General features: G+C 74.8%; 17 protein-coding genes. 13 read left to right on the forward strand and 4 right to left on the reverse strand.

The window, feature by feature from the left end:
- Nucleotides 1-5 precede the first annotated feature (5 nt).
- Nucleotides 6-1,145 carry a DUF4439 domain-containing protein gene (locus EYB28_RS08835; RefSeq protein WP_166846757.1) on the reverse strand — a complete coding sequence of 380 codons (1,140 nt, stop codon included), beginning with the start codon at nt 1,143-1,145 and terminating at the stop codon, nt 6-8.
- 199 nt (nt 1,146-1,344) lie between these two features.
- Between EYB28_RS08835 and rimP the strand changes: the two genes are divergently transcribed.
- From rimP to EYB28_RS08895, 12 genes are all read left to right on the forward strand, one after another.
- Nucleotides 1,345-1,932, forward strand: a complete 588-nt coding sequence (gene rimP, locus EYB28_RS08840) for a ribosome maturation factor RimP (protein WP_166846759.1) — start codon at nt 1,345-1,347, stop codon at nt 1,930-1,932.
- A gap of 2 nt (nt 1,933-1,934) precedes the next feature.
- On the forward strand, nt 1,935-3,002 hold the full coding sequence (gene nusA / locus EYB28_RS08845) for a transcription termination factor NusA (RefSeq protein ID WP_166846762.1): 1,068 nt from the start codon (nt 1,935-1,937) through the stop codon (nt 3,000-3,002).
- 102 nt (nt 3,003-3,104) lie between these two features.
- Nucleotides 3,105-3,374, forward strand: a complete 270-nt coding sequence (locus tag EYB28_RS20315; protein WP_255461497.1) for a YlxR family protein — start codon at nt 3,105-3,107, stop codon at nt 3,372-3,374.
- Nucleotides 3,375-3,561: 187 nt separating this feature from the next.
- Nucleotides 3,562-6,402: a translation initiation factor IF-2 gene (gene infB, locus EYB28_RS08855; RefSeq protein ID WP_166846768.1), complete on the forward strand. Its 2,841-nt coding sequence runs from the start codon at nt 3,562-3,564 to the stop codon at nt 6,400-6,402.
- Between the two features lie 89 nt (nt 6,403-6,491).
- Nucleotides 6,492-6,962, forward strand: coding sequence for a 30S ribosome-binding factor RbfA (gene rbfA / locus EYB28_RS08860; RefSeq protein WP_166846771.1), 471 nt, complete (start codon nt 6,492-6,494; stop codon nt 6,960-6,962).
- A 74-nt stretch (nt 6,963-7,036) separates the two neighbouring features.
- Nucleotides 7,037-8,026: a tRNA pseudouridine(55) synthase TruB gene (truB, locus tag EYB28_RS08865; RefSeq protein WP_166846774.1), complete on the forward strand. Its 990-nt coding sequence runs from the start codon at nt 7,037-7,039 to the stop codon at nt 8,024-8,026.
- Nucleotides 8,027-8,165: 139 nt separating this feature from the next.
- Nucleotides 8,166-9,140 carry a bifunctional riboflavin kinase/FAD synthetase gene (locus EYB28_RS08870; protein WP_166846776.1) on the forward strand — a complete coding sequence of 325 codons (975 nt, stop codon included), beginning with the start codon at nt 8,166-8,168 and terminating at the stop codon, nt 9,138-9,140.
- 233 nt (nt 9,141-9,373) lie between these two features.
- Nucleotides 9,374-9,643, forward strand: coding sequence for a 30S ribosomal protein S15 (rpsO, locus tag EYB28_RS08875; RefSeq protein ID WP_166846778.1), 270 nt, complete (start codon nt 9,374-9,376; stop codon nt 9,641-9,643).
- Between the two features lie 257 nt (nt 9,644-9,900).
- Nucleotides 9,901-12,147 carry a polyribonucleotide nucleotidyltransferase gene (locus EYB28_RS08880; RefSeq protein WP_166846780.1) on the forward strand — a complete coding sequence of 749 codons (2,247 nt, stop codon included), beginning with the start codon at nt 9,901-9,903 and terminating at the stop codon, nt 12,145-12,147.
- 7 nt (nt 12,148-12,154) lie between these two features.
- Entirely contained in the window at nt 12,155-13,483 is a 1,329-nt protein-coding gene (locus tag EYB28_RS08885) for a pitrilysin family protein (RefSeq protein WP_166846783.1), read from the forward strand.
- Nucleotides 13,484-13,538: 55 nt separating this feature from the next.
- Nucleotides 13,539-14,309 (forward strand): 4-hydroxy-tetrahydrodipicolinate reductase, encoded by a 771-nt coding sequence (dapB, locus tag EYB28_RS08890; protein WP_166846785.1) that lies wholly within the window; start codon nt 13,539-13,541, stop codon nt 14,307-14,309.
- The gene (locus EYB28_RS08895) at nt 14,306-14,803 is read left to right on the forward strand and encodes a hypothetical protein (RefSeq protein WP_205710875.1); all 498 of its coding nucleotides are present in this window, start codon (nt 14,306-14,308) and stop codon (nt 14,801-14,803) included. The genes dapB and EYB28_RS08895 overlap by 4 nt, the downstream gene beginning before the upstream one ends.
- Here the strand turns inward: EYB28_RS08895 and EYB28_RS08900 are convergent.
- Both EYB28_RS08900 and EYB28_RS08905 read right to left on the reverse strand, forming a co-directional pair.
- A complete protein-coding gene (locus EYB28_RS08900; protein WP_205710876.1) occupies nt 14,781-15,311 on the reverse strand; it encodes a hypothetical protein in 531 nt (176 codons plus the stop codon). The two genes, EYB28_RS08895 and EYB28_RS08900, sit on opposite strands and share 23 nt — an antisense overlap.
- Nucleotides 15,312-15,391: 80 nt before the next feature.
- Nucleotides 15,392-16,576, reverse strand: a complete 1,185-nt coding sequence (locus tag EYB28_RS08905; RefSeq protein WP_166846787.1) for an MFS transporter — start codon at nt 16,574-16,576, stop codon at nt 15,392-15,394.
- Nucleotides 16,577-16,656: 80 nt separating this feature from the next.
- On the opposite strand from EYB28_RS08905, the gene EYB28_RS08910 reads away from it, so the two are divergent.
- Nucleotides 16,657-17,307, forward strand: a complete 651-nt coding sequence (locus EYB28_RS08910; protein ID WP_240930457.1) for a TetR/AcrR family transcriptional regulator — start codon at nt 16,657-16,659, stop codon at nt 17,305-17,307.
- Between the two features lie 90 nt (nt 17,308-17,397).
- Here the strand turns inward: EYB28_RS08910 and EYB28_RS08915 are convergent, their stop codons facing one another.
- Nucleotides 17,398-19,719 (reverse strand): glycoside hydrolase family 3 C-terminal domain-containing protein, encoded by a 2,322-nt coding sequence (locus EYB28_RS08915; RefSeq protein WP_166846790.1) that lies wholly within the window; start codon nt 19,717-19,719, stop codon nt 17,398-17,400.
- Nucleotides 19,720-19,724 lie beyond the last annotated feature (5 nt).

The raw sequence follows: 19,724 nt of genomic DNA on the forward strand, positions 1-19,724 counted from the left end.
GCCGGTCAGTCCTCGCCCTCGTCCTCGTCCTGCTGCTCGGGCAGGCCCGGGAAGGGCGAGGGCTCGGCGTCCCAGTCGTCGAGCGCCAGGGCGGCGTCGACGAGGAGGTCGACGACCGTGCCCCGGCTGCCGGGTGCCGTGCCGGCCACGAGCGTGGCGTAGTCGGTGGCGAGGTCGTTCTCGAGCGTGCGCACGAGGGCGCCGTCGCCCAGCTCCGTGCGGCGCGGGACCTCGTAGGCCACGCGGCGCGGGTCCTGCGCGGTGTCCTGGATGCCGGCGAGGCGGGCCCAGGCCGTCGCCCGCGCGAGGTGGGCCTCCTCGCGCGCCAGGAGGCGCTCCCGGCGCGTCCCGTCGGCGAGGGCGGCACGCAGGCGCAGGGCGTACCCGGTCGCGTCCTCGGAGACCACGAGGGTCTCGAGCTGGTCCACGGTGAGCCCTTCGGGCGGGGTGGCCTCGTCGGCGGGGTCCTCGGCGCTCGCGTCCTGGGCCTCGTCGCCCTCGTCGGTGCCGGCGGTCCCGTCGGACTCCTCGGGTGCGGGGGACGCCGGCTGCGCCGCCCTGCCCTGCCCGACGGGCTCGGGGATCCGCGGGTCCACGACGTCCGGCCCGGCGACGTCCGCCAGTGCGGCGAGCCGGGTCGCGGACACCGTCTGGGCCGCGCCCACGGACGCGAGCAGCCGTGCGAGCGGCCCGTCCGTGGTCGTGCCGGCCGCGGTCCGGCTGCGGGCCGCGGCGTCGTCGAGGGAGGCCACCACGTCCGGCACCGTCGTCGGGTCCTCCGCGGCGGACGCCTCGGGAGTGTCGGCCGGGTCGTCGGTCGCCAGGCCCGAGTCGTACTCGCCGCCGAGCTCGGCGGCCTGGCTCTCGGAGTCGACCACGATGCGGGTCAGCTCGGCCACGAGCCGCTCGCGGCCGCGCGGCACCTGCTCCAGCGCGCCCTCGGCGCGCTCGGCGACCAGGAGCGCGTCCGAGACGGCCGTGCGCCGCACGACCTCCAGGGAGTCCGGGACCGGCTCGGCGACGGGCGGGGACTCCAGGCGCACCCCGCACCCGGTCGTGACGAGGGCGGCCAGCAGGGCGGCGGCGAGCGCGGCGCGTCGCCGGCCGTACCGGTGCACGGCCTCGGGTCGGGGGTGCGGGCTCATCGTGCCCGATGATGCCACGTCCGGCCCGACCGATGTGCTGTCGATGTGACGTTCGCCGCGCCCGTGCCCTGCGGTTCCGGTTCGTACGACTCGCGGTGTTCGTTACGCTGGACGCTGCACACACAACGACACACCGGCCGCGGAAGTCCCGGCGCGGGAGCACACGGCAGTTTCACCACGTGACCCACGGGAGGCAGCGATGGCAGGGCAGCACGGCCGCCCGACGGCGGACACGGTCCGGGAGGTCGTCGCCGCACCGGTCGACGCCGCGGGGCTGTTCCTCGAGCACGTCGCGGTGACCCGGGCGGGGAAGCGGTCGGTCGTGCGCGTCACCGTGGACCTGCTCCCGGACGCGGTCGGCAGCCTCGACTCGGACACCCTGGGCGACGTGTCGCGCGCGGTGTCGGCGGCGCTCGACGAGCGGGACGTCGTCCCCGGCGCGTACGTGCTGGAGGTCTCGACGCCCGGGACGTCGCGCCCCCTGACCGAGGAGCGGCACTTCCGCCGGGCGCGCACGCGGCTGGTGACCCTGCGCCTGCACGACGGCGGCACCGTCGCCGGCCGGCTGGTCGACGTCGTCGACGGCGGGGACGGTGCGGGCGACGGGCCGGTGCTGGTCCTGGCCGACGGCGCCCGCGTGGCCCTCGCGGACGTGGCCCGCGGCACGATCGACGTCGAGCTGAAGCGGGACGCCGCCGACGACGGCGCGGGGGACAGGGCGGACGACGGCACGGGTCGCCCGCGGACCGACACGACCACGGGCGACGCCCGCGAGCAGGAAGGCTGACGATGGACATCGACATGAGCACGCTGCGGCTGCTGGAGCGGGAGAGGGACATCAGCCTCGACGTCCTCGTCGCCGCCATCGAGCAGGCCCTCCTGTCGGCGTACCACCGGACGCCGGACGCGTACACGCACGCCCGGGTGGAGCTCGACCGCCGGTCGGGCCACGTGACGGTGTGGGCGCGCGAGGAGATCCGCACCCCGGACCCGTCCGACCCGGAGGCGAGGCCCTCGGTCGAGCTCGGCCCGGAGTTCGACCACACGCCGGCGGACTTCGGCCGCATCGCCACGGCCACGGCGCGCCAGGTGATCGTGCAGCGGCTGCGAGACGCCGAGGACGAGCAGGTGCTCGGGATGTTCCGCGGCAAGGAGGGCGAGGTGCTCGCCGGGGTCATCCAGCAGGGCCGGGACCCGCGGGTGGTCCTCGTGGACCTCGGGGACACGGAGGCCGTGCTGCCGCCCCACGAGCAGGTGCCGACGGAGGAGTACGTGCACGGCGAGCGCCTGCGCGGCTACGTCGTGGAGGTCTCGCGGGGCATGAAGGGCGCCCAGGTCACGCTGAGCCGCACCCACCCGGGCCTCGTGCGCAAGATGTTCGAGCTCGAGGTGCCGGAGATCGCCGACGGCTCGGTCGAGATCACGGCGGTGGCGCGCGAGGCCGGCCACCGGACCAAGGTCGCGGTGCGCTCCCGCGTGGCCGGCCTCAACGCGAAGGGCGCCTGCATCGGCCCGATGGGCTCGCGGGTCCGCGCGGTGATGACCGAGCTGCGCGGGGAGAAGATCGACATCGTGGACCACGACGACGACCCCGCCCGCTTCGTGGCGAACGCGCTGTCCCCGGCACGTGTGAGCTCCGTCACGGTCGTGGACGCGGACGCCAAGGCCGCGCGAGCCGTCGTGCCGGACTACCAGCTCTCGCTCGCGATCGGCAAGGAGGGGCAGAACGCCCGTCTCGCCGCGAAGCTGACCGGGTGGCGCATCGACATCCGGTCGGACGAGGGCGGCCCTGTCGCGGGCGCCGGGGCAGGTGACGACGCAGGTGACGACGCGGTCTCCCGCGCGGACGAGAGCTGAGGCCGGTCACGGCACGTGACTCGTCGCGCTAGACTGTCAGGGACCGGGCCACGAGCCCAGGGCCCGACCTCCCCTCACCCCACCCCGGAACCGACCGGGCCGGTGCGGACGTGCGTCGGGTGCCGGGCGCGTGACCTGCGGTCCGCACTCCTGCGGTTGGTGCTCGCATCGTCGGAGAGCGCGTCCCCGGGTCCGACCCGGGTCGTCGCCGACGTCCGCGCGTCCCTTCCGGGGCGCGGCGCCTGGATTCATCCGACGCTCGCCTGCCTGGAGCTCGCCGATCGGCGTCGGGCGGTGGTGCGCGCGTTGCGCGCCACGGGCCCCGTCGACCTGACGGGCGTCCGGGAGCACCTGGAGCGGCAGGGCCGTTGAGACCCTCCGGTCGGGTCCGCCTCGCGGCGGCCCGGCCCACGCGACCGAGCTCGCTCGGCCGCACCTACACGAAGTCGACAAGGAAGCGGGTCAGAAGCCGATGGGCACCCGATGAGTCCGCAGCGATGAGTACTCGGTACTAACCACGGTCCTGCCTGTCTCGCAGGAGGGCCGAGACAGGAGAGATGTGGCGAAGATCCGCGTTCACGAGCTGGCCAAGCAGCTCGGAGTGGAGAGCAAGACCCTGCTGGCCGAGCTGAAGTCGGCCGGCGAGTTCGTCCGGTCGGCGTCGTCGACCCTGGAGGCGCCCGTCGAGCGCCAGATGCGCGACAAGTTCGCCGGTGCCGCCAAGGCGCCCGCGGACAAGCCCGCGCCCCGGGCGACGCCGAGGTCGGCCCCGAAGCCCGCGCCGGCGAAGCCGTCCGGTGAGCAGGCCCCGACGCCGCCCGCGCCGAGCGAGCCGGCCGCCGCGGCCCCGTCCGCGCCCGCGGCCGAGGCGCCCCAGTCGGGCGCGCCCAAGCCGGGTGCCCCGAAGCCGGGGGCCGCGCCCAAGCCGGGCGCGCCGAAGCCCGGTGCCCCCACGCCCGGCCCGCGCGCCGCGGCACCGAAGCCGGGTGCGCCGAAGCCCACCTCGTCGCGCGACGGCCGTGACGGTCGTGACGGCAGGGGCGGTCGTTCCGGCTCGCCGCGCCCGGGCAACAACCCGTTCGCGTCCAGCCAGGGCATGCCGCGCTCCGGCCAGCGTTCCGGCTCGCCGCGCCCGGGCAACAACCCGTTCGCGTCCAGCCAGGGCATGCCGCGTCCCGGCCAGCGGCCGGACCGTGGCGAGGGGTCCGCGGAGCGGTCCGGCGGTCCGCGTCCGGGCGCCCCGCGTCCCGGCGCGCCGCGTCCCGCGGCGCCGCGCCCGGGCGGCCCGCGCCCCAACCCCGGGATGATGCCCGGCAAGACGTCCATGCCGCGTCCCGGCGAGCGTCCCGCCCCCTCGGGCGGCGGTCGTGGCGGCCGCGGTGGCGGTCCCGGTGGCGGTGGCGGTGGCTTCCGCCCCGGTGGTGGCGGCGGCTTCCGCGGTCGCGGCGGCGCCGGCCGCGGTTCGACGCAGGGCGCCTTCGGGCGCGCCGGCGGCCGTCCCGTCCGGGGGCGCAAGTCGAAGCGGGCGAAGCGCCAGGAGTTCGAGCAGATGCAGGCGCCGTCGATCGGCGGCGTGCAGGTCCCGCGCGGCAACGGCGAGACCGTCGTGCGGCTGCGTCACGGCTCGTCCCTGAACGACTTCGGCGACAAGATCGACGCGAACCCCGCGTCGCTCGTCACCGTCCTGTTCCACCTGGGCGAGATGGCCACGGCCACCCAGTCCCTGGACGAGGACACGTTCGTCACCCTGGGCGCCGAGCTCGGCTACAAGATCGAGATGGTCTCCGCCGAGGAGGAAGACCGCGAGCTCCTCGAGTCCTTCGACATCGACCTGAAGGCCGAGGAGGCCGACGAGTCGGACGAGGACCTGATGCCGCGTCCGCCGGTCGTGACCGTCATGGGTCACGTCGACCACGGTAAGACCAAGCTGCTCGACGCCATCCGGTCCACGGACGTCGTCGCGGGCGAGGCCGGCGGCATCACCCAGCACATCGGTGCCTACCAGGTGCACACCGAGCACGAGGGCAACGACCGTGCGCTGACGTTCATCGACACCCCGGGTCACGAGGCGTTCACCGCCATGCGTGCCCGTGGTGCCGACGTCACGGACATCGCGATCCTCGTGGTGGCCGCCGACGACGGCGTCATGCCGCAGACGGTCGAGGCGCTCAACCACGCGCAGGCGGCGAACGTGCCGATCGTGGTCGCGGTGAACAAGGTGGACAAGGAGGGGGCGAACCCCGACAAGATCCGCCAGCAGCTCACCGAGTACAACCTGGTGGCCGAGGAGTACGGCGGCGAGACGATGTTCGTCGAGGTCTCGGCGCTGCGGCGCAAGGGCATCGACGAGCTGCTCGAGGCGGTGCTGCTCACCGCGGACGCCGCTCTCGACCTGCGTGCGAACCCGGACAAGGACGCGCGCGGCGTGGCCATCGAGGCGAACCTCGACAAGGGCCGCGGTGCCGTCGCCACGGTGCTGGTCCAGTCGGGCACGCTGCGCGTGAGCGACGCGATCGTCGCGGGCACCGCGCACGGCCGCGTCCGGGCCATGTTCGACGAGCACGGCCAGGCGGTGAAGGAGGCGGGTCCGGCACGTCCGGTGCAGGTGCTCGGCCTCGCGTCGGTGCCCAGCGCCGGCGACACCTTCCTGGTGGCGCCGGACGAGCGGACCGCCCGGCAGATCGCGGAGAAGCGCGAGGCCGCCGAGCGTGCCGCCCTGCTGGCCAAGCGTCGCAAGCGCATCAGCCTGGAGGACTTCACCAAGGCCGTCGAGCAGGGCAAGGTCGAGACGCTCAACCTGGTCCTCAAGGGCGACGTCTCCGGTGCCGTCGAGGCCCTGGAGGACGCGCTGCTCAAGATCGACGTCGGCGAGGAGGTCCAGCTGCGCGTCATCCACCGCGGTGTGGGTGCCATCACGCAGAACGACGTGAACCTGGCCACGGTCGACAACGCCGTGATCATCGGCTTCAACGTGAAGTTCGGCGAGCGCGTCGAGGACCTGGCCGAGCGCGAGGGCGTCGAGGTCAAGTTCTACTCGGTCATCTACCAGGCGATCGACGACATCGAGGCGGCCCTCAAGGGCATGCTCAAGCCGGAGTACGAGGAGGCCCAGCTGGGCACCGCGGAGATCCGCCAGGTCTTCCGGTCCTCGAAGTTCGGCAACATCGCCGGCTCGATCGTCCGGTCGGGCACGATCCGGCGCAACACCAAGGCGCGTGTGCTGCGCGACGGCAAGGTCGTCGGCGACGACCTGTCGATCGAGTCGCTGCGCCGCGAGAAGGACGACGTCACCGAGGTCCGCGAGGGCTTCGAGTGCGGCATCGGCCTCGGGTCGTTCAACGACATCACCGAGGGCGACGTCATCGAGACCTTCGAGATGCGCGAGAAGCCGCGCGCCTGACGGCCCGGCAGCACCGGTCCAGCACGACGGCGCCCCGCCCCCGCAGCGCGGGTGGCGGGGCGCCGTCGGCGTCGAGAGAGGAAGACACCATGGCCGACCAGAGGGGCGCCAGGCCCGAGAACCCGCGGGCCCGCAAGCTGGCGGACCGCATCAAGGAGATCGTCGCGCAGATGCTCGACACGCGGATCAAGGACCCGCGGCTGGGCTTCGTGACCGTGACCGACGTGCGCGTGACGGGGGACCTGCAGAACGCCTCGGTGTTCTACACCGTCTACGGCTCGGACGAGGAGCGGGACGGCACGGCGGCGGCGCTGAACAGCGCCAAGGGGCTGATCCGTTCGGAGGTGGGCAAGCAGACCGGGGTGCGGCTGACGCCCACGATCGAGTTCCACCTGGACTCCGTGCCGGAGACCGCGGCCCACCTCGACGCGGCCCTGCTCGACGCGCGCCGGCGCGACGCCGAGCTCGCCGCGCTGCGCGAGGGCAAGGGGTTCGCGGGCGAGGCGGACCCGTACCGCACGGACGAGCCGGGCGACCAGGGCGAGCACGACGACGCGTGACGGCGCGCGCGGGCGGCGGCGCGCAGTGCCGCGCCGCCCGCGCCGTGCCGTCCACCGGACGGTGAGGGAGACGAATGGGCCGCACGCGCACGCAGGGTGACCGTCCGCCGCGACGGCCGACGGCGGCGGACGGGTTCCTCGTCGTGGACAAGCCGGCCGGCTGGACGAGCCATGACGTGGTCGGCCGGTGCCGGCGGCTCGCCGGCACCCGCAAGGTCGGGCACGCCGGCACGCTCGACCCGATGGCCACGGGCGTGCTCGTGGTCGGCGTGGGCCGGGCCACGAAGCTGCTGACGTACGTCGTGGGCGCGGACAAGGCGTACGACGCCACGATCCGGCTGGGCGTGGGCACGACGACCGACGACGCCGAGGGCGAGGTCGTGGCGGCGCCCGGCGTGGGACCGGGCGTGGACGAGGCGGCGCTGGCGCGGGAGGTCGCGGCGCTCACGGGCGAGATCGCGCAGGTCCCGACCACGGTGAGCGCGATCAAGGTGGACGGGCGCAGGGCGTACGCCCGGGCGCGCGCGGGCGAGGAGGTCGAGCTCGCGGCGCGCCCCGTGACCGTGCACCGGTTCGACGTGCACGGCGCCCGGGCGGCTCGCACCGAGGACGGTGTCCCCGTGCTCGACGTGGACGTGTCCGTCGTCGTCTCGTCCGGCACCTACGTGCGCGCGCTGGCCCGGGACCTGGGGGCGGCGCTCGGCACGGCCGGCCACCTCACGGCCCTGCGGCGCACGCGGGTGGGCGGCTATCAGCTGGCGGACGCCGCCACCCTGGAGCAGCTCGAGGCCCAGGCGGACGCCGACGGCGTCCTGGCCACGCTCGGCCTCGCGGACGCCGCCCGCGCCACGTTCCCCGTGCGCGAGCTGGACGCGGGCGAGGCGCGCGCGCTCGGGTACGGGCAGCGGGTCGCCGGCACCGGGCGGAGCGGCACGGTCGCGGGGATCGGGCCCGACGGCGCGCTGGTGGCCCTCCTGGAGGACACGCGGCGGGCGGGGGAGCGGCTGGCGAAGCCCGTCCTGGTCCTCGCGCCCGCCGGGGAGGCCGGCGGGCGGAGCCGCTGAGGCGAGGAGCCCGTTCGTGGCACGCGGGCGGCGCGGGCCGTCCTGCCCGGTGACGACGCGCCCCGCCGTTCGTCGTACCCTTGACGGTCGGCGCGGGACGCAGCGGCCGCGGGACCCCTTCTGGCGAGGAGTAGATCGAGTGCAGGTGTTCACGGGGCTGGAGCAGGTCCCGGCCGGCTTCGGGCCGTCGGTCGTGACGATCGGCAACTTCGACGGCGTCCACCGGGGGCACCAGGCCGTCCTGGGCCGGCTCGTGCGCCTGGCGCGCACCGACGGGCGCCGGGCGGTGGCCCTGACCTTCGACCCGCACCCCGCCGCCGTGCACCGGCCGGCCTCGGCGCCCGACCTGCTGACGGGCCTGACGGACCGCCTCGACCTGCTGGCCCGTACCGGCCTCGACGCGACCCTCGTGGTGCCGTACACGCTCGAGCTCGCGGCGCTCACCCCGGAGGAGTTCGTCACGCGCTACCTCACGGGCGCGCTCGGCGCGCGGACCGTCGTCGTGGGGCACGACGTGCGCTTCGGCAAGGGGAACGTCGGCACGCTGGCGACCATGGTCGAGCTGGGTGGCGCGCACGGGTTCGAGGTCGTCGCCGTCGACGACGTCGGGCAGTGCCTGCCCGGCGACGACGGGTCGACGCACCGGTGGTCCTCCTCGGCGGCGCGGGCGCTGCTCGCCGAGGGCGACGTGGCCGGGGCGGCCGAGGTGCTGGGGCGCCCGCACCGGGTCCGGGGGACGGTCGTGCACGGCGACGCGCGGGGCCGCGAGCTCGGGTTCCCGACAGCCAACCTGGGCGGCATCGAGGGCATGGTCCCGGCCGACGGCGTCTACGCCGGCCGGCTGCTGCGCCCGGTCCTGGCGGCGGCGTCCCCGGGCCACCCCGACGTCGACCTGCCGGCGGCGATCTCCATCGGGACCAACCCCACGTTCGACGGCGTCGAGCGCCGCGTGGAGGCGTACGTCCTCGACCGCGACGACCTCGACCTGTACGACGAGCCGGTCGTGCTCGAGCTGGTCGCGCGGCTGCGCCCGACGCTGCGGTTCGAGGGGATCGACCCGCTGGTGGCGCAGATGCGCGAGGACGTGGCGCAGGCGCGCCGCGCCCTCGGCTGAGGCGGAGGTGCAGCGCAGGGTGGGGGCCGAGGAACGAGGCACCCGCCCGGAGCGGAACCGCAGACTCGGCCGACAATCAACATCCGCTGATCCTGCGGTAGGCGCCCGCGGTGGGCATGGGCGGCGCCGCCGCGCCGCGCTGGTAGCATGGTGAGGCCGTCTGATCGGCCGCGGATCCAGAGCGCCCGGTGAAGCAGTCCCGGAGCACCGCGCAACGACACCGAAGGAGAGCCATGCCGCTCGACGCTGCCACCAAGCAGTCCATCATCACCGAGTACGCGACTCACGAGGGCGACACCGGCTCGCCGGAGGTGCAGGTCGCGCTCCTCACGCAGCGCATCACGGACCTCACCGAGCACCTCAAGGAGCACAAGCACGACCACCACAGCCGTCGTGGCCTGCTCCTCCTGGTCGGCCAGCGCCGTCGCCTGCTCGGCTACCTGCAGAAGGTCGACATCGAGCGCTACCGGAGCCTGATCGCCCGGCTCGGTCTGCGCCGCTGAGCTCGCCGGACCACGCCGACCAGCCCGGTCCCTCGGCAGGGGCCGGGCTGGTCTGGTGAGATGGTCCTGGGGGCGCCCTCCCGGCGTCCCCGTGGGCGGGCGACCGTCCGTCCACGCCGTACCGCGCCGCCGGTCATCGTCCGGTCCTCGGTAGTGGCCTCCCGAGCCGCGTCCACGCCCCCGGCGGGACGACGAGCTCCGTGGGCCTCGATCGAAGACCGCCGAGCCGCGGCGCCTTCGAGAACAGGAGGGCACCCGTGGAGGGTCCCGAGATCCAGTTCGCCGAGGCCGTCATCGACAACGGCCGCTTCGGCACCCGCACCGTCCGCTTCGAGACGGGCCGCCTCGCCCGCCAGGCCGCCGGCTCCGTCGCCGCGTACCTGGACGGCGAGACGATGCTGCTGTCGACCACCGCGGTCGGCAAGCACCCCAAGGACCAGTTCGACTTCTTCCCGCTGACGGTGGACGTCGAGGAGCGGATGTACGCGGCCGGGCGCATCCCCGGCTCGTTCTTCCGCCGCGAGGGCCGCCCGTCCACCGAGGCGATCCTCACCTGCCGCCTCACGGACCGCCCGCTGCGCCCGCTCTTCGTCAAGGGCCTGCGCAACGAGGTCCAGATCGTCATCACGGTCATGGCCCAGCACCCGGACGACGCCTACGACGTCCTGGCGATGAACGCCGCGTCCGCGTCGACCCAGATCTCCGGCCTGCCGTTCTCCGGCCCCGCCGGCGCGGTGCGCATCGCGCTGATCGACGGCCAGTGGGTCGCGTTCCCCAAGTACTCCGACAAGGAGCGCGCCGTCTTCGAGATGGTGGTGGCCGGCCGCAAGGTGACCGCCGCCGACGGGACCGAGGACGTCGCCATCGCGATGATCGAGGCCGAGGCGACCGACGACGCCTGGAAGCTCATCAAGTCCGAGGGCGTCGCCGCGCCGACGGAGGAGGTCGTCGCCGAGGGCATCGAGGCGGCCAAGCCGTTCATCGCCGCCCTGTGCGACGCGCAGCTCTCCCTGGCCGAGCAGTCGGCCAAGGACGTCCAGGAGTTCCCGCTGTTCCCGGACTACGCCGACGACGCGTACGCCGCCGTCGAGTCCGCGGTCACCGAGCCCCTGCGCGAGGCCCTCGCGATCGCCGACAAGCAGGAGCGCGAGAACCGCCTCGACGAGATCAAGGCCCAGATGCTGGGCGAGCTCCAGGACGGTTTCGACGGCCGCGAGAAGGAGCTGTCGGCCGCCTACCGCTCGCTGCAGAAGGCGCTGGTGCGCCAGCGCGTGCTCACGGACGGCGTGCGCATCGACGGGCGCGGGCTGGCGGACATCCGCACCCTGTCGGCCGAGGTCGAGGTGCTGCCGCGCGTGCACGGCTCGGCGATCTTCGAGCGCGGCGAGACCCAGATCCTGGGCGTCACCACGCTGAACATGCTGCGCATGGAGCAGCAGATCGACTCGCTCGGGCCGGTCACGCGCAAGCGCTACATGCACAACTACAACTTCCCGCCGTACTCGACCGGTGAGACGGGCCGCGTGGGCTCGCCGAAGCGCCGGGAGATCGGCCACGGCGCCCTGGCCGAGCGTGCGCTCGTGCCGGTGCTGCCGAGCCGCGAGGAGTTCCCGTACGCGATCCGCCAGGTGTCCGAGGCGCTCGGCTCCAACGGCTCGACGTCCATGGGCTCCGTGTGCGCCTCGACGCTGTCGCTGCTCAACGCCGGCGTGCCGCTCAAGGCGCCGGTCGCGGGCATCGCGATGGGTCTGGTGTCCGACACGGTGGACGGGGAGACCCGCTACGCCGCCATGACGGACATCCTGGGCGCCGAGGACGCGTTCGGCGACATGGACTTCAAGGTCGCCGGCACGCGGGAGTTCGTCACCGCCATCCAGCTCGACACCAAGCTCGACGGCATCCCCGCCTCGGTGCTGGGTGCGGCGCTGGGCCAGGCCCGCGACGCGCGCCTGACGATCCTGGACGTCCTCGCCGAGGCGATCGACGTGCCGGACGAGATGAGCCCCAACGCCCCGCGCGTCATCGCGGTGAAGGTGCCGGTCGACAAGATCGGCGAGGTCATCGGGCCCAAGGGCAAGATGATCAACCAGATCCAGGAGGAGACGGGCGCCGACATCTCCATCGAGGACGACGGCACCGTCTACATCGGTGCGACCGACGGCCCGTCGGCGGAGGCCGCGCGCGCGGCGATCAACGCGATCGCCAACCCGCACGTGCCGGAGGTCGGCGAGCGCTTCGTCGGCACCGTCGTCAAGACGACGTCGTTCGGTGCCTTCATCTCGCTCTCGCCGGGCAAGGACGGTCTGCTGCACATCAGCCAGATCCGCAAGCTCGTCGGCGGCAAGCGCGTCGAGAACGTCGACGACGTGCTGTCGATCGGGCAGAAGGTCCAGGTCGAGATCGGCGAGATCGACCCGCGCGGCAAGCTGTCGCTCGTCGCGGTCACGGAGGACGAGAAGTCCGACGCCGAGGCGGACGCGACCGAAGCACCTGCGGAGGCCTGACGCTCCGATGACCTGGCACCTTCCGCTCGTCCCCGCGGGCGAGCCCGGTGCCGACCTCACCGCCGGGCAGGACGGCGCGACGATCCGTCGCACCGTCCTGCCCGGCGGTGTCCGTGTGCTCTCCGAGCGGATGCCGGGCCTGCGCTCGGCGACGGTGGGCGCGTGGGTCGGGGTCGGTTCCCGGGACGAGTCCGACGGGCACTTCGGCTCCACCCACTTCCTCGAGCACCTGCTGTTCAAGGGCACCCCGCGACGGTCGGCCATGGACATCGCCGCGGCGTTCGACGAGGTCGGCGGCGAGGCCAACGCGGCCACGGGCAAGGAGTACACCTGCTACTACGCCCGCGTGCTGGACTCCGACCTGCCGATGGCCGTCGACGTCATCGGTGACATGGTCACGTCCGCGCGCCTGGACGCCGGCGAGCTCGAGACCGAGCGTGGCGTGATCCTCGAAGAGCTCGCGATGACCGACGACGACCCGGGCGACGTCGTGCACGAGGAGTTCGCGGCCGCCGTGCTGGGCACCCACCCGCTGGGCCGGCCGATCGGCGGCACGCCCGACACGATCCGCGCGGTGCCCCGCGACGCCGTGGCGGAGCACTACCGCTGGCACTACCGGCCGGAGACGCTGGTGGTCGCGGCCGCCGGCGGCGTGGACCACGACGCCCTGGTGTCCCAGGTGACCCGGTCGCTGGCGGCCGGCGGCTGGGACCTGAGCGGGGCCGTCGCGCCGCGCGAGCGCCGCACGTCCGAGGCGGACACGAGCGGCGTGCCGACCGAGGCCGTCTCCCTCACGGTGTCGCGGCAGGTGGAGCAGGCGAACGTCATCGTCGGCTCCACCGGGCTTGCGGCCACCGACGACCGCCGCTTCACCATGTCCGTGCTCAACGCGGTGCTCGGCGGCGGGATGTCCTCGCGCCTGTTCCAGGAGATCCGGGAGCGCCGCGGCCTCGCGTACGCGACGTACTCGTTCGCCTCGGGCCACGGCGGGCTGGGGATGTTCGGCCTGTACGCGGGCTGCTCCCCGGCGAAGGTGGACGAGGTCACCCGCCTGCTGGGCGACGAGCTCGACCGGCTGGCCTCCGACGGCATCAGCGCGGCCGAGCTCGAGCGCGGTGTCGGGCAGCTCTCGGGCGGCCTCGTGCTGGGCCTGGAGGACTCCGGGTCGCGGATGAGCCGGCTGGGCAAGGCGGAGCTCGTCTACGGTGAGCTGCTGAGCGTCGCGGAGATGCTCGAGCGGGTCCGCGCGGTCACGGCCGAGGACGTGCGCGAGCTGGCCGCGGACCTCGCGTCCCGCCCGCGGTCGGTGGTCCGGGTGGGCCCCTTCGCGGACTGAGCCCGGCGCCGTCCGCCCAGCAGAGCATCGTCCAGCAGAGCAGGAGACCTGAACCATGACCGAGACCCTGAAGGTGGCCGTCCTCGGTGCCGCCGGCCGCATGGGCTCGCAGACGTGCGCCGCGGTCGAGGCGGCGCCCGACCTGGAGCTCGTCGCGCGCCTCGACGCCGGCGACACGGTGGACGCGGCCGCGCTGGCCGGCGCGGACGTGGCCGTGGACTTCACGGTCCCGTCAGCCACGGAGGCCAACGTGCACGCCGTCCTGGACGCCGGGGCGCACGCGGTGGTGGGCACCACGGGCTGGGACGACGCGTCCCGGGGGCGGGTCGCGGAGCACGCGGCGCGGGTGAACGCGGACCGTGCCGGCGGCGGGCTCGGCGTCCTGATCGCCCCGAACTTCGGCCTGTCCGCCGTGCTGGCCATGTCGTTCGCGGCCAAGGCGGCGCGGTTCTTCGAGTCCGCGGAGGTCGTCGAGCTGCACCACCCGGCCAAGGTGGACGCCCCGAGCGGGACCGCCCGGCACACGGCCGCGGCGATCGCCCGCGCCCGGGCGGACGCGGGGCTGGGCCCGATGCCCGACGCCACCGAGACCGGCCACGAGGCGCGGGGTGCCGACGTCGACGGCGTGCGCGTGCACGCGGTGCGGCTGCGCGGCCTGGTGGCGCACGAGGAGATCCTGCTGGGCAACCCGGGCGAGCAGCTCGTGATCCGCCAGGACTCGTTCGACCGGTCGTCGTTCATGCCGGGGGTGCTCCTCGCGGTGCGCGAGGTCGTGGGCCGGCCCGGGCTGACCGTCGGGCTCGAGAACGTGCTGGACCTGTCGTGACCGAGCCCGCGACCGGGGAGGGCGCCGCGCGGCGTCGCCGGCTGCCGCGCGGCCTCGCCGGCGCCGTGGCGGTGACGGCCCTCCTGGCGCTGTACGTGTGGCAGATCGCCGGGCGGGGCGTCGCGATGATCCGCGAGGGCCACCCGGTGCTGGTGGGCATCGGCGTGGCGGTGCTCGTCATCCCGCTGCTCGTCATCGGGCTCGTCGCCCGCGAGTACCGGCTCGCGACGCGCGTGCAGCGGATGGCGGACACGCTCGCCGCGGCCGGGGAGCTGCCCGTGGACGACCTGCCGCGCTCGCCCGGCGGCCGCATCGACCGCGCGGCGGCGGACGAGCAGTTCGCCGCGCGCCGCGCCGACGTCGAGGCCGCGCCGGAGGACTGGCGGGCCTGGTACCACCTGGCGTTCGCCTACGACGCGGCGGGCGACCGCCGGCGGGCCCGGGCGATGCTGCGCAAGGCGTCGTCGATGTTCACCCCTGGCGCACCGTCGTGACCTCGGTCGGCGCGCCGGACGGGCCGCCGGCGTCGGGCGCGAGCCACAGCCAGCAGTAGAGGGCGTGCCGGGCCTGGCCGGCCCGACCAGCGAGGTCTCCGAGCGCCACCAGCGCGGGCGCGAGCGTCTCCGGCGCGGCCGCAGCCGCGCCGGCCACGCGCGGCCAGTCCTGGGCGACGGTGGTCAGCAGCCGCGGAGACGCGGCGGCCAGCGCCCCGGCCACCTCCTCGGAGATCGTCACGACCCACGGCCCGGCGTCGGTGGACCCCTGGACCAGGGAGCCGTGGCGCGGGTGCGCGGTGACTCGTGCGTAGGGGAGCCGGCAGACCAGCTCCGCGAGCCGTCCGAGCATGACGAACGGGTCGATGCCGGGCAGGCGGACCGTGTCGAAGAGCGGCACCCCCGACCCGCGCGCCACCACGGACGGCCCCTGCTCCAGGCGCACGACGGTCGCGGCCACGGCGTCGTTGGGCGCCGCGAAGTAGTCGGTCACGAGGGAGTGGTCCATGGCACCACCGTGGCAGGGCGGTGCTACGTCACGGTCACGGCGTCGTGACGGTCGTGGAACGAGCGTGGTCCGAGGCTGCGCTACGCCGGGTGCCGGGGGAACGACCGGCGGGCGGCGAGCACCACGACCAGGGCGACCGCGACGATGGTGGCCCCGGTCAGGGCGAGGTCCCGGGGCCCCGCCCCCGCCACGACGGCGGCGCCCACGGCGGCGCCCAGCCCGATGCCGAAGTTGGACGTCGCGTTGACGAAGGCGCCGGCCACGTCCGGGCTCGCGCCCTGCGTGCGCAGCGCGGCGGCCTGGAACGTGGCCGGGATCGCGCCGAACGCGGACAGCCACACGCCGCCGGCCGCCAGCACCCCGGCGGCGTGCGGCAGCGCGAGCGCCAGCGCGACGAGCGCGGCGGCGATCACCGCCATCGCCGTGAGCGTGAGGGCCCGGGGCGTGCGGTCGAGGAACCGGCCCGCGGCCCACAGCCCGATCAGCCCGACGGCCCCGAAGACGAGCAGGACGGGCCCGACGGCGCCCTCGGACAGGCCGGTCGCGAGCAGCAGCACCGAGATGTACGTGTACACCGTGTAGTGGCCGCCGAAGAGCATCGTGTTGGCACCGACGACGATGCCGAGCCGGGCGCGGCCCGCCCGCGCGGCGGCCCGGTCGCGCGGGCGGGCGGGCTCGACGGCCACCGCGGGCAGCAGCCACGCGACGAGCACGGCGGTGGCCGCGCACACGCCCGCGACGACGGCGAACGACCACCGCCAGCCGACCGCCGCGCCCAGCGAGGTGGACAGCGGCACGCCCAGCACGAAGCCCAGAGTGCCGCCCGCCGTCACGAGCGTCAGCGCGCGTCCGGTGTACAGCGGCCCCACGAGGCGCGCGGCGTACGCGATCGACACCGAGAAGAACACGGCGTGCCCGAGGCCCCCGAGCGTGCGGGCGGCCGCCACCAGCGCGTACGACGGCGCGACGGCCACGAGCAGGTTGCTCACGGCATAGACCACCACGGTGACCAGCAGCAGCGGCTTGCGGGGCAGGGAACGCGTGGCGAGCGTGAGCGGCACCGCGAACGCCGCGACGACGAACGCGTAGACGGTGACGAGCAGCCCCGCCGTCGACTCCGACACCTCGACGCCGCGCGCGATCTGCGGCAGCAGCCCGACGGGCAGCACCTCGGTGGTGATGGCGATGAAGTTCGCGACCGCGAGGACGGCGATCCCCGCCGCGGCGTCCCGCAGCGTGCGCGTCGTGGTGGGGGAGGGCGGCACCGGCTCATCCTCTCACCGTGGCGGGCGGCCAGGCCGTGCCGGCGACGCGATGTGTGGCCGTGACCGGCACAATGGCGGGCGTGAGCGAGACGACGGTCCACGACGGGACGGCGCCCGGAGGGGCGCCGCGGCGCGGCTACGCCAAGGGCCGGGCCAAGCGCGAGGAGATCCTGCAGGCGGCGATCGCGCTGTTCGGCGAGGTGGGGTACCACGGTGCGTCCCTGCGGGAGGTCGCCGCGCGGGTCGGCATCTCGCACCCGGGCCTGCTGCACCACTTCCCGACCAAGGCGGCCCTGCTGGAGGCAGTGCTGGAGCACCGGGACGCCGTCGACTTCGCAGACGTCGACACCGACCTCGCGCAAGGGCGCTCGCTGTTCGAGGCGATCGTGCGGCTCGTGGAGCGCAACGCGCTGCGCCGGCCCGTCGTCGAGGTGTTCGCCGGGCTCGCGGCCGAGGCGACGTCGGCCGACCATCCGGCGCACGACTTCTTCGCGGCGCGGTACCGGGACACGGTGTCCCGCATGCGCGCCGAGCTGGCGCGCCTCGGCGACGAGGGAAGGCTCCGCGACGGCGTCGATCCCGCGGTGGCCGCGCGCACCCTCGTGGCGCTCATGGACGGGCTGCAGGTCCAGTGGCTGTACTCGCTCGAGCGCCCGCGCGCCGAACGTGTCGACATGGCCGCCGACCTGCGGGCGTACCTCGACCTGATCCTCCTCGACCCGCCGGCCTGACCCGCGTCGTCCTGCCGGTGGTTCTGATCTGTGTCGTGATCCGACGGACAGCGAGACGAATCAGAACCACCGGCCCGTGCAGGGTGGGGGTCAGGTGTTCGCGGCCTCGATCAGCCGGGCGAGCGCGTCGCGGTCCAGGCCGCCCATGCCGAAGTCCGCGAGGACGACGAGCGGCATGTCGGTGGCCATCGCCAGCATCTCGGGGTCGAGCGGGCTGCCGTCGAGGGCCCCGCGGATCGGGGGTCCGGCCACCGGGTGCGCCAGTGCCTCGCCGAGGGTGGACAGCTCGCCGAGCGGCAGCGCGACGTCCTCGCCGGCGACGTCGACGGTCACGGAGCCGCGCAGGTCGCGCGACGACGCGCCCACCGAGACGACGAACTCGCCGCCCTCGACGACCCAGCGACCCAGCACCGGGTGCCAGTAGGACAGGTCCCGCGCGTCCAGGGCGAGCTCCACGACCTGTGACGCGCCGGGTTCGAGGCGCACCTTGGCGAACGCCTTCAGCTCACGCTCGGGGCGCTGCACCTGCGCCTCGGGGTCGCCGACGTACACCTGCACCACCTCGGCGCCCGCGACGGTGCCGGTGTTGCTGATCCGCGCCCGCACGCGCACCCGTGCGTCCCGGCCCGCGCCCGTGACCTCGGCGGCCACGTCGTCGAAGGCGAACGTCGTGTACGACAGCCCGTGCCCGAACGGGTAGGCGACCTCCATGCGCCTCGCGTCGTACCAGCGGTAGCCCACCAGCACGCCCTCGCCGTAGCGCACGTGCCCGAGCTCGCCGGGGAAGTTCCCGTGCGACGGGTTGTCCTCGAGCTGCAGCGGCAGCGTCTCGGTGAGCTTGCCCGACGGCGTCACGGCGCCGGTAAGGACGTCGGCGACGCCGGACCCGCCGGCCTGGCCGCCGAGCCAGCCGACCAGCAGGGCCGGGACGGCGTCCCGCCAGGGCGCGACCGAGATCGCCGAGCCGCCGGAGAGCACGACCACGACGCGCGGGTTCGCGGCGGCGACGGCCTCGAGCAGGGCCACCTGCGCGGGGGGCAGGTCCATGTGGTCCCGGTCGTACCCCTCGGACTCGTCGGCGGCCGGCAGGCCGAGGAACACCACGGCCGTGCGCGCCCCGCGCGCGACCTCGACGGCCTCGGCCACGAGGGTCGCGGGGGAGCGGTCGTCGTCGGGACCTTCGGCGATCGTGTAGCCGGGCGCGAACGGCAGGTCGGCGCCGGCGGCCGCGCGCAGGGCGGTCAGGGCGTCGTCGAGCCGGGTCGGGTTGACCTGCGACGAGCCGGCGCCCTGGTAGCGCGGGGTGCGGGCGAGCTCGCCGATGACGGCGACGTCCGCGAGGGTGCCGGGGTCCAGGGGGAGCAGGGCCTCGCCGTCGACCGGGTCGTTCTTGAGCAGCACCGTGCCCGCGGCGGCGGCCTCACGGGCCAGCGCGTGGTGGGCGTCGGCGTCGACGGCGCCGGGCGCGTCGAGCGCCGGCAGGGTCTGCGCCAGCAGCCGCAGGACGCGGCGGGCCGCGGTGTCGACGACGCTCTCGTCGAGCTCGCCGGCGCGCACGGCGGCGACGACCTGGGCGTCGGTGCGGCCGCCCGTCGCCGGCATCTCCAGGTCGAGGCCCGCGGCGACGGCGGCGACGCGGTCGCGCACGGCGCCCCAGTCGGAGACGACGAGGCCGTCGAAGCCCCACTCGTCGCGCAGCACGGTGGTGAGCAGCCAGTCGTGCTGGGAGGCGTAGGTGCCGTTGACCTTGTTGTAGGCGCACATGACGGTCCACGGCTGCGCGCGGGTGACGACCCGCTCGAACGCGGGCAGGTAGATCTCGCGCAGCGTGCGCTCGTCGACGTCGGCGGACACGCGCATGCGGTCCGCCTCCTGGTTGTTGGCGGCGAAGTGCTTGAGCGAGGTGCCCACGCCCGTCGACTGGATGCCCTCGACGAGCGCGGTGGCCAGGTCGCCGGCGACGACCGGGTCCTCGGAGAGGTACTCGAAGTTGCGTCCGCACAGCGGGGACCGCTTGATGTTCACGCCGGGCCCGAGCAGCACGGCGACGTCGTTCGCCCGCGTCTCGCGCCCGAGCGCCTCGCCGACGCGGTGCAGCAGGTCGGCGTCCCAGGTGGAGCCGAGCGCCGCCGCGGTGGGGAAGCAGGTGGCGGGCACGCTGTTGCCGAGGCCGAGGTGGTCGGCGGACTCGTCCTGCTTGCGCAGGCCGTGCGGGCCGTCGGTGACCATGACCGACGGGACGAGGGTCTCGCCGTCGCGCTCGACCGGCTGGGTGTGCCAGAAGTCGAGGCCGGACAGGAGGGAGGCCTTCTCCTCCAGGGTGAGGGCGGCGAGCGTGCGCTCGACGTCGAGGGCTCCGGCGGGCCGGTCGGTGGCGCCGGCGGTGCCGGGCGCGGTCTGCTCGAGGGACACGGGGT

The sequence above is a fragment of the Isoptericola sp. BMS4 genome (assembly GCF_011634835.1).
Lineage (GTDB): Bacteria > Actinomycetota > Actinomycetes > Actinomycetales > Cellulomonadaceae > Isoptericola.